At 51.2% G+C, this 8,811-nt stretch carries 10 protein-coding genes and 2 pseudogenes; 7 read left to right on the forward strand and 5 right to left on the reverse strand.

Features of this window, described 5'->3' with window-relative positions:
* Together NIG5292_RS13795 and NIG5292_RS13800 are read right to left on the reverse strand one after the other, a co-directional pair.
* A pseudogene (locus tag NIG5292_RS13795) lies at positions 1-209 on the reverse strand (IS3 family transposase); the annotation flags it as partial.
* An 11-nt stretch (positions 210-220) separates the two neighbouring features.
* Positions 221-508, reverse strand: coding sequence for a transposase (locus NIG5292_RS13800; protein WP_048599378.1), 288 nt, complete (start codon positions 506-508; stop codon positions 221-223).
* Between the two features lie 150 nt (positions 509-658).
* On the opposite strand from NIG5292_RS13800, the gene NIG5292_RS13805 reads away from it, so the two are divergent.
* The 6 genes from NIG5292_RS13805 to NIG5292_RS13830 all read left to right on the forward strand — a co-directional run bounded on the left by NIG5292_RS13805 (position 659) and on the right by NIG5292_RS13830 (position 6,889).
* Positions 659-1,579: a tyrosine-type recombinase/integrase gene (locus NIG5292_RS13805; RefSeq protein ID WP_370726557.1), complete on the forward strand. Its 921-nt coding sequence runs from the start codon at positions 659-661 to the stop codon at positions 1,577-1,579.
* Positions 1,576-1,974 carry a hypothetical protein gene (locus NIG5292_RS13810; RefSeq protein WP_048600121.1) on the forward strand — a complete coding sequence of 133 codons (399 nt, stop codon included), beginning with the start codon at positions 1,576-1,578 and terminating at the stop codon, positions 1,972-1,974. The genes NIG5292_RS13805 and NIG5292_RS13810 overlap by 4 nt, the downstream gene beginning before the upstream one ends.
* 124 nt (positions 1,975-2,098) lie before the next feature.
* Complete coding sequence (locus NIG5292_RS13815; RefSeq protein ID WP_233488241.1) at positions 2,099-2,266, forward strand: helix-turn-helix transcriptional regulator; 168 nt, start codon at positions 2,099-2,101, stop codon at positions 2,264-2,266.
* Positions 2,267-2,999: 733 nt separating this feature from the next.
* Positions 3,000-3,224 (forward strand): helix-turn-helix transcriptional regulator, encoded by a 225-nt coding sequence (locus NIG5292_RS13820; protein ID WP_048600123.1) that lies wholly within the window; start codon positions 3,000-3,002, stop codon positions 3,222-3,224.
* Entirely contained in the window at positions 3,217-4,497 is a 1,281-nt protein-coding gene (locus NIG5292_RS13825; protein WP_048600124.1) for a hypothetical protein, read from the forward strand. Before NIG5292_RS13820 ends, NIG5292_RS13825 begins: the two co-directional genes overlap by 8 nt.
* On the forward strand, positions 4,490-6,889 hold the full coding sequence (locus tag NIG5292_RS13830; protein ID WP_048600125.1) for a DEAD/DEAH box helicase family protein: 2,400 nt from the start codon (positions 4,490-4,492) through the stop codon (positions 6,887-6,889). Before NIG5292_RS13825 ends, NIG5292_RS13830 begins: the two co-directional genes overlap by 8 nt.
* Positions 6,890-7,054: 165 nt before the next feature.
* Here NIG5292_RS13830 and NIG5292_RS15280 read toward each other — a convergent pair whose 3' ends face one another.
* Complete coding sequence (locus tag NIG5292_RS15280) at positions 7,055-7,399, reverse strand: HGGxSTG domain-containing protein (RefSeq protein WP_048600126.1); 345 nt, start codon at positions 7,397-7,399, stop codon at positions 7,055-7,057.
* Between the two features lie 153 nt (positions 7,400-7,552).
* Here NIG5292_RS15280 and NIG5292_RS13840 point away from each other — a divergent pair, with 153 nt between their 5' ends.
* Positions 7,553-8,104, forward strand: coding sequence for a hypothetical protein (locus NIG5292_RS13840; protein ID WP_048600127.1), 552 nt, complete (start codon positions 7,553-7,555; stop codon positions 8,102-8,104).
* A gap of 11 nt (positions 8,105-8,115) precedes the next feature.
* Here NIG5292_RS13840 and NIG5292_RS13845 read toward each other — a convergent pair.
* Positions 8,116-8,622: pseudogene (locus NIG5292_RS13845) on the reverse strand (P1 family peptidase); the annotation flags it as partial.
* Positions 8,603-8,811: oligopeptide/dipeptide ABC transporter ATP-binding protein (locus tag NIG5292_RS13850; RefSeq protein ID WP_048600128.1), on the reverse strand; the 209-nt coding region annotated here is incomplete at its 5' end. The pseudogene NIG5292_RS13845 and the gene NIG5292_RS13850, both read right to left, overlap by 20 nt.

Here is an 8,811-nt window from a genome sequence, read left to right on the forward strand (position 1 = left end):
CAACCTTCGATCCGCAGCAACTCAGCGATCTTTCGATATCCGTACCGACCATACTGCTTGGCAAGGCGGATCATGGCCAAGCGCAATGCGTCATCACCTTGAACCTTCGTTTTGTAATGCAAGCCAGAACGCGAGACGCCGAGAACCGCACATGTGCGCCGTTCTGACGTATCAAGTCTTTGGCGGGTATGGATTACGGCCTGACGCAACCCATCAACCGTCAGGCCTTCGGCTTTAAATAATCGAGGCTCTCTTTCAAGATCAGCTTGTCCAGTTGGAGGTCCGCAACGATTTTCTTCAGCCGCTCGTTTTCCTTCTTCAGTGCTTTCATTTCTGAGAGCTGCGGTCGCCCTAGACCACCGAACTTCTTGCGCCAATAGTAATAGGTCTTGTCCGAAATACCCGCCTTGCGACACGCGCCCACAACATCCAACCCATCATGCAAATGAACATCAATCTCGCGCAATAACTTCAGTGCATCCTCATGTGAATACCGTTTCCGTGCCATTCTCTGTCACTCCCTTAGTCAACAAATAGTGGCACAGTTTTAGGGGGCCAAGACACCATCGAATGCCGACGGCAACTCCTCAGTGGGCTTGATCCTCTAGAGGAGCGTAAGCAAGTCAAACGCGCCCAACAGTTAGCCCAAGCAAAGTCCATCACGTTCCAAGAAGCGGCAGAGAAGTGCATTGAGAGCAAAAAGCACGAATGGAAAAACGCAAAGCATGCTCAGCAATGGTCCAATACTCTTGGGACATACGCCTATCCAATCTTCGGCGATATTGCAGTATCCGACGTCGACACAGACCTCGTACTAAAAGCTATCGAACCAATATGGATATCCAAAGCTGAAACGGCGAGCAGAGTCAGACAGCGCATTGAAACAGTCTTGGATTGGGCACGGGCGCGCGGTTATGTCGAAGGCGAGAACCCTGCCCGCCTACGCGGCCATCTCGACAACATCTTAGCCAAGACGGCTAAAGTAAAACGGGTCAAACATCACCCTGCTGTTCCATACAAACAGATATCAGAATTTATGGAACAGCTGCGAGAACGGACAGGAAGCTCAGCACTTGCTTTGGAGTTCATGATACTGACCGCAGCCCGCACAGGCGAGGTTCGCGGCGCAAAGTGGAAAGAGGTAGACCTAACAACCAATGTGTGGACGGTTCCCGCTGAGCGAATGAAAGCTGGGCGAGAACACCGCATACCACTTTCCAAGCGTGCTGTGGCAATCTTAATGAGCATTCAGTCGAACCGTAATCCCGAGGAGTTTGTATTCCCGGGCTGGAAGGCTGGTACCGGACTAAGCGATGGTGCGTTGCTCGCGCTAATGAAGAAGATCGCGTTTGGGCCCTACACTCCCCACGGGTTTCGCAGCACGTTCAGAGACTGGGCAGCCGAAGAAGCTTATGAGTTCTCAAACGAGACTGTTGAGCTGGCCCTCGCCCATACGATCAAAAACAAAGCGGAAGCAGCTTATCGGCGCGGCGATCAGTTGGAGAGGCGTAGAGAGCTTATGGCAGCGTGGGCGAACTATATTGATCAACAGGTTGAACAGCAGGAGCAAAGGAAATGAGCGTCAGGAAAGGGCAAACACGGCTCAAGCTCATTGCAGAACGTCTCTCTCAAGACGCGCCGTTGAGCGTGGAACATCAAACGTTTCTGGTTAAGGCGTTTCTAGAGATAGCAAATGGAGCAGACGCAGATGTTGCCCTCGGAGTTAAAGCAAAAAGAGGTGAACGAAAAAGTCATCACAGCAGGCAAACAGTGTTCAACAAACAGCTTTTCTTTGGTTGGGTTGCAACAGCCATAGCCCCCGAAAGTGAAGGTGGATTAGGTCTTTCACTCAAAGATGCCATAACCACAGCATACGACGGTTGGCCTGCCTTACCATCCGAAGGGACCCTTCGACGTCAATGGAACGATGTTCGACTAGAGCAACAAATAGAATTCATAATCAAAACGGATTGAAATCAACATTTAAGTCCTTCGACAGGACATCCGCCTAACAGCTACCACTCTGATCAGACCTGTTAAACTCTGATTGGAGACACGCAAAATGAATTCGCACGCGCCTAAAATACGCATTCTGAGAATGAGCGATCTACCCCATAAGACGGGCTTCAGACCTTCCACGCTCTACGCGCTCATTGCAGACGGCAAGTTCCCTAAGCCATTCAAGTTAACGCCTGGAGGCAGGGCTGCAGGCTGGAACGAGGCTGTTATTGATGCATGGATCGCTGAGCGTATGGAAGAAGGCTAACTCCATTGTTCTTCAGCAATACCGAGCACAAGATTGCCCAAGGCCTCAAGCAGAGCAACGCGAACCGAGCTCCGCGGAGATACAAGGCAGCGCATAGCTTTCTGCCATAGGCTGAGCAACCAAGGTCCGATCGAACGTGTCTGCATGGATATTGAGCAGCTTCGGCAGCCTCAACAGCAAGCTCCGCGTCGCAATTGGACAAAAGTCCCACTTTCAGGGCATTAACATCTACCGTGAAGTTAGAACGAGAGGGAGCCTCGCCAAGGCTGATCTCGGAAGGCATCCGCCGTAAGGGCGCGAACCAAATACCACTCAATAGCTCCGTTTGCGCCGTTCCTTGGACCTTGGACCTTGGACCTTGGACCTTGGACCTTGGACCTCCGAAACGCCATCCCTACACTCATCACAATAGAGGAGATATCCTTTTGTTAAAATACAAAATAAAGGAGGCCTTGCGGTGACGAGCACTAGGGGTTGACCGTTTCTGGATATTTCCGGTAATATCATAAAAGTGGCGTGAGGTGGCAAGACACTTCTGGTTAAGCTACTTGGTCCTAGATCGTAACAAGGCGACTGATAACGCCACGCATCCCTGCGGCTCCGACAGAGCCAGTCCACGACCCTGCCCCTCGAGGATAAAGCGGCGACGTATCCCACCCCATCCGGGGCAGGCGTCTCGTGTGTTCACCCCCCCCCAAAAAGTCTCCTGTCCCTCAACGACAAGGAGACGACAATGACTAAATACGATCTATACCGCGCCAAGTGCGAGCTAAGCCCACTACTCCGTACCGAGCAGGTTGCGGAACTACTTGGGTGCAGCACAAAACACGTTCAAAATCTTTATAAAGCAGGCACACTTCCGTCCCGAACACGTGTAAGCGAACGCATCATCGGATGGCGAGAAAGTGACATCGAAGCGTGGCTCTTGGAGCAGCGCGAGGAGCGTGACGATGTCTGATATTGCAAAGCAAAGAAGCGCTGACAACACGCTAGAACCTGAAAACGGTGGCAGCCAAGACGTTGAAAACAGTATTTACCTCTCGATAGTTTCTTCCTCAACGGAAGCCGTAAACAAAGACTTCTTCTTATCAGATGGTAAAATTGCCAGTCGGGCAAACGCAATGATATACGAAGGATTTGCGGAGACGGTTTCTGCAAACAGCCCCGAAGAGCTTCGGGATGTCATACGAGGACTCAAGCCAAACCAAGCAATAGCCTTGGGCAAGCTAGCGCAGCCCTACGTGCTGTTCACACTTACAACCAAAGCCAAGCTTAGAAGTGGAACGATTGCGCGAAGCAAAGATTTCTTCAAGCACAACAATGGTCCGGGCTACGTCCTGGCTGACCTCGATACAAAGGACATACCGCCAGCGACTTTGGACAAGATGGCAGATAGGTCAATTCTCGAAGTCCTTTATGAAACAGTGCCAGAACTTTTGGAGACGGCACGTCTTGTAAGAGCATCATCGTCCGCTGGCATAAGGCTTCCCGATGGCACAGAGCAGCCCGCCACCGGTTATCACATCTACCTACGTGTACAGAACCAATCGGACAGCAAGGCGCTGCTAGTACAGATACACGATCGTCTCTGGGAGGCTGGCTATGGATATATCCTCGTAGGCAAGGACGGGCGCCTCCACGAACGCTCCCTAGTAGACACTGCGGTTCACGGTCCAGAGCGGCTAATATTTGAAGCCGCACCGCACGTTCAGCGCCCTCTCACTCGCCGACTAATTCCAGATGAAATCTTTTTGGGAAGTACTTTGAGCAGCATCGCCCCGGGGAACTACGAGGTGATTGATAACCTTAAACGTAACGCCCGAGAGGCTGCCAAACCCACTGCCCAGAAAGCGAAACGCGCTCACACGGACAGTTCGATTAAGAAGCTGGTGAAGGACAGTGGGCTATCAAAAGTGCAAGCCACTAAAGTGGTGCGGCAACGCCTCGAAGGACGCGAACTAGCGGATCACGACAGCCTGGAAATAAGCAAGGGTCGTTTTGTAAGGGTATATGAGTTTCTGGAAACAGCTGTCGGGGCGGTAGGCATGCCATGCCCTATTGAAGGCGGCAGCTACGGCACCTCAAAAGCATATTATTACCCCCCAGATGAATACCGCCCCTACCCGCGAATTATATCATATGCCCACGGCGACATCACGGAGTTCACTTTTGCACGCTTTAGACACTTGAAGGGGCTTCGGCTAACACAAAAGGAGAGCCGTCATGTCTAATGAAAACCAAATAAATATAGGTGGGGCAGAACCCAGAACCTCGACAATCGAAACCTTAGAGGTGGATCAGGCGTCAAAGGACATGCTTGAAGGTATCCTTTACGACATCGACAACCATCTTGAAGCCGAGATCAATCGCATCAGAGACAGCCAAGTCTCAAGTTTGATACAATGGGCGTATGTAGCGACTGTAGGCACTGGAAAAACATACGCGTTGACGAGAGCGGCTGGTAAAGCAGTAGAAAAAGGCTGGCGGGTTGCCATACGGGTACCGACAACCAAACACGCACATGAGACCAAAAAAGAGATAGACAAAATCTCTCCAGGCTCAACGGGGATATGGCTAGGCAGAGAGCAGGAAAACCCAAACGATCCAACGGTCAAGATGTGCCCCCGAGCCGCTGAGGTTGTCGCGGCACAATCAGTAGGCGGCGGCCCCAAACACGTGTGCGGCTCGAAGAGGCGAGGTTACTGCAAGTTCCACCCTGAAGTGAACTCTGAGGGATGTGGCTACAAACAGCAAAACCTATCGCAAAAGCAGATCATCATTTTTGCAGGCGACAGCATGCTGGAATTCGTCCCTAGAGACCCGATGAGGCAAAAGGGCCGCGAGCAGGGCTTCGAATTCGACTTAATCATGCTCGACGAGTTCGACCCCCAAGGGTTAATCCACTCAGGTAGCGGAAACATAGACCTCGACTGCCTTGAAGCGACAAGCATCAAGCTGAGCGACGACAGCCAAATACAAGACATCTTGGTTATGTTTTTGCAGGAGATACATGCGCAGGTTCTAAGTCAGAAAAGATATCTGGCACCTCAGTCGTACGAGCGTCCTCCAGAAGACTTCACGATCGAGCAGTTACTAGAGCTATCAGCAGCGTCCGCATGCAGCTCCAAAACGGTTTCAGCTTCGCAGAGACCTGACAGCGCCACAAAAAACGAGGTACCAATCGACAAGCAGACTACTTTCGAAACACTTGATGGCGTCCTCGAAGCCGCAAAGGCTGCTGTGCCCCTAACCATAGGTAAGGATCAGTTCCGTAGCATGTCAGCTGCCCAAATCTACGAAACGAACAAGGCGCAGTATAAAATACGTCGGATTGTTCTTAACATCGCCAAGACTTGCGAACTTATGATCCAAGCCGTTGCTCGCGATATAACGGAGCTCAAGCATCTAGAAGTTCTTCCGGAAAGCAAGGCGATCTCGATCAACTATCTGAAGGCGATTAATCTCCAGTATTTCTTTCCGCCGGTTTTGGTCTTCGACGCCACCCTTCAGTACGAGCTTGCTAAATGCATACTACCTAATCTTGAGATAAGGATGCAAAAACATGTATCAGACGGCACAGGGGTTAAGCGTTTCCAACTAACGGATACGAGCTTGTCATACTCAACTCTGAGCAGTAGCAGCAAATGGCCCGCTCGCCTACGCCTTTGGAGCGAGATCTGCCACACAATGTTTGGGCAAACAGGCCTACTCCTACCAAAGTTTCTCAGGAGCGATATTGAGCCAAACCTCCGCGAGGGTATCATGCTTGGGCACTTCGGAGATCTTAAGGGAACAAACAATTTCCAGCATGTTGACGCACTGATTGTAGCCAGCCGTCCAGCCGTCAACCCCCGACAGGCCGAGCGCGCCGCTGCAATCATCACTTGGGAAAACATTCAGTCGCTAGAAGAGCAATATGATTGGTATCCTCGCGAGGAAGCTCCCATTCTCTATCGCCAAAACAGAGCCTACTCATGGTCTGTCTGGCACGACAAACACCCAGACAGATTCGCCGAGGCTGTGCGTCATTCGATAACAGAAGCGTCTATTGAACAGGCGGCAGGAAGAGGTCGCAGCACAAGGCGCTCAGCAACGGAGCCTCTAACTGAATACCTATTGACGTCAGTACCCACAAATAGACCTGTTGATGGTGTCTTTTCAGTTGCACAGCTGAAAGCGGCTACCAGTTGGATAGGTGTCTTACTTCAGGAAGGACTGTGGCTTCCGTTGGCTACCAAGGGCGCAGGTGAACTTCTCCACAGGTTTCTGCTGGTGCTGAAGTCTCAAAGGCCGAAACCTCTATATAGTACCCTTATAGGACTTCCGGCCTTTGAGAGCCCAAATAACGCGGCAGCTTGGCGAAAAAAGCAGATCCAAGATAACTTTGAAATTAGTAGGCTGGCACAAGCGGTAGATGACGCACTCCAAGAGGGTGCAACGACAGTGGAAATGCTATGTTCCCCCTTCCCACTTAAGGATTTTCAGCCCATCAGAGCCAAGGTCCGAGGAGCACGGTACTTTGCTCAAGTTTACGTCCGCGTTAATGACAACGAGAGTCCTGAAGAAGCTTTGCGGCGGATATTAGGTGACGAAATGGGGCACATCGAAGTCAAACCCAAATGAAATTACATTCGAATGAATTCGTTGGGCTAACAATATAGGCCCGTGGACCGAGAACCACGGTCCTTTTTCGGGCGGGCTCCCTTTGATCGCTTGTTTACTATCATTCAGATTTGGCACAGTAACCCCCCGCTGCCAGGTCCGTGGACCTTGGATCGCGGACCTCGGCTATAGCTTCCAATCTTTACGCCAGTCCTTGGACAGATGACCGTGGTCCACGAACCAAGCCTCCAGCTCCTTCAGTTCGCCGCGCATCTGACGCCCTTCCTCGGCTCTGCGCTTTGCCTCTGCCCGCTTCTCTTTGGTGAACTTGCCATGCTTGATTTTAGCCTCTGTGAGTCGCGCAAGGCCGTCCTTGGTCCTCGGGCCTGTGGACGCCCCTCCATGGAGCTTACAGCGACCCACAGGGAGTCTAGCGGGACGCTGGCAGGGCGTGCCCCTGCGCGTTGTGGCCTCGCACCTCTGACCTTGCCAGTTTGGGCCGTAGAGCCATGGTTTAGGATTGGCTTTCATTATGGCCAACTATCATCGGTTTATGGGGTTTTATTATACCACAACTTAAATGCTGAAGCGAGGCGCGTGTGACTTGGTCCGTGGAACGCTGAAGAAAAATACGCTAGAGTACTCTCAGTATCTAGCAATGCTAAACATTAAATGGGGCCACCGATGCCAATCATGCCAAAGCGAACAGGTTATAAGACCATAACATTAATTTGCGCATTCCTTGCTCTACCTGTTGGCGTTCATGCAGAGGAAGAAATAGATGCTGATGCGTGGTTCGGTGACTGGTCCGTTTTCATAGACTCTGGCGATTGTTGGCTCGCATCACACCCAATCGACATGTCCCAACAAGCTATCGAAGATGTTACACTATTCGTCGCATTCCATCAGCGGAGTATGAATTCTGAAATCTCAGTCTTGTTTGAATGCGGCTTGGTCGACGTAAGCGACGTAGAAGTCACGTTAGACAGCAAAGCATATTCACTTAATGTTTATGAGGATACCGCATTCACATCAGCCTCAGAAAACACAGAAATCTTGAAGAAGATGCTTTTAGCTAAACAAACTTCAATATCATTTTCCACTTTAGCAGAAACCTTCAATGATTTGGCGATTGGGTACGGTGGTTTTAGGGATGCATATAACTTCACCAACGAGCATTGCGGATTCTTCAAAAACAACGATCTTGATGGCGATCAAAAAAGAGAACCGATTTAATATTAACCCTCAATCACCATACTGGCTGAGCCAAGCCCGCCTTTTTCGCGTCCCGTCAGGGCGCCCGTTCCTGCACCAATGCTGCCTAATGCGAAGGACGTTGATGCATTTGCATAGGCTTCTGTGCCCAATGACCGGTAGGGGTTGTCGGCCCAGTTTTTGTCGCCGCCGTTGAGTAAATCAAACAGGATCGCCCCTGGCACAAGAGGGACGCGCGCGTCCCCGACTGCGTATCCGCGACCGTCCGCATAAAGTGCGTCCATTACCCCCGAACACGCATCCAAACCAAAAGCAGACCCGCCCGACAAAACCAACGCATCTACCGCAGCCACAGTTTTATCAGGTGCAAGAAGGTCCGTTTCACGCGTACCAGGCGCACCGCCCATCACATGCACAGACGCAGTGAACGATGCATCCGCGCAAAGCACTGTGCTTCCTGATTTAAGGGTGTCATCTTGGGCGTTGCCGACTTTTAGTCCAGCTACATCGGTGATAAGATTAAGGGGACCGGTCTGCATGTTTCGCCTCATTTGATGTGCGGGAAGGAAGGGTCGGCGCAGCGGCCAGTAACGCGCGGGTATAGGGGTGTTTGGGGGACGTATAGACGTTTTCTGTCATGCCTTGTTCTACAATTTTGCCATCTTTCATCACCATCACGCGGTCCGTAATTGTCCGAACAACCGATAGATCGTGGCTGATGAAAAGAT

It is taken from the genome of Nereida ignava, assembly GCF_001049735.1.
Classification (GTDB): domain Bacteria; phylum Pseudomonadota; class Alphaproteobacteria; order Rhodobacterales; family Rhodobacteraceae; genus Nereida; species Nereida ignava.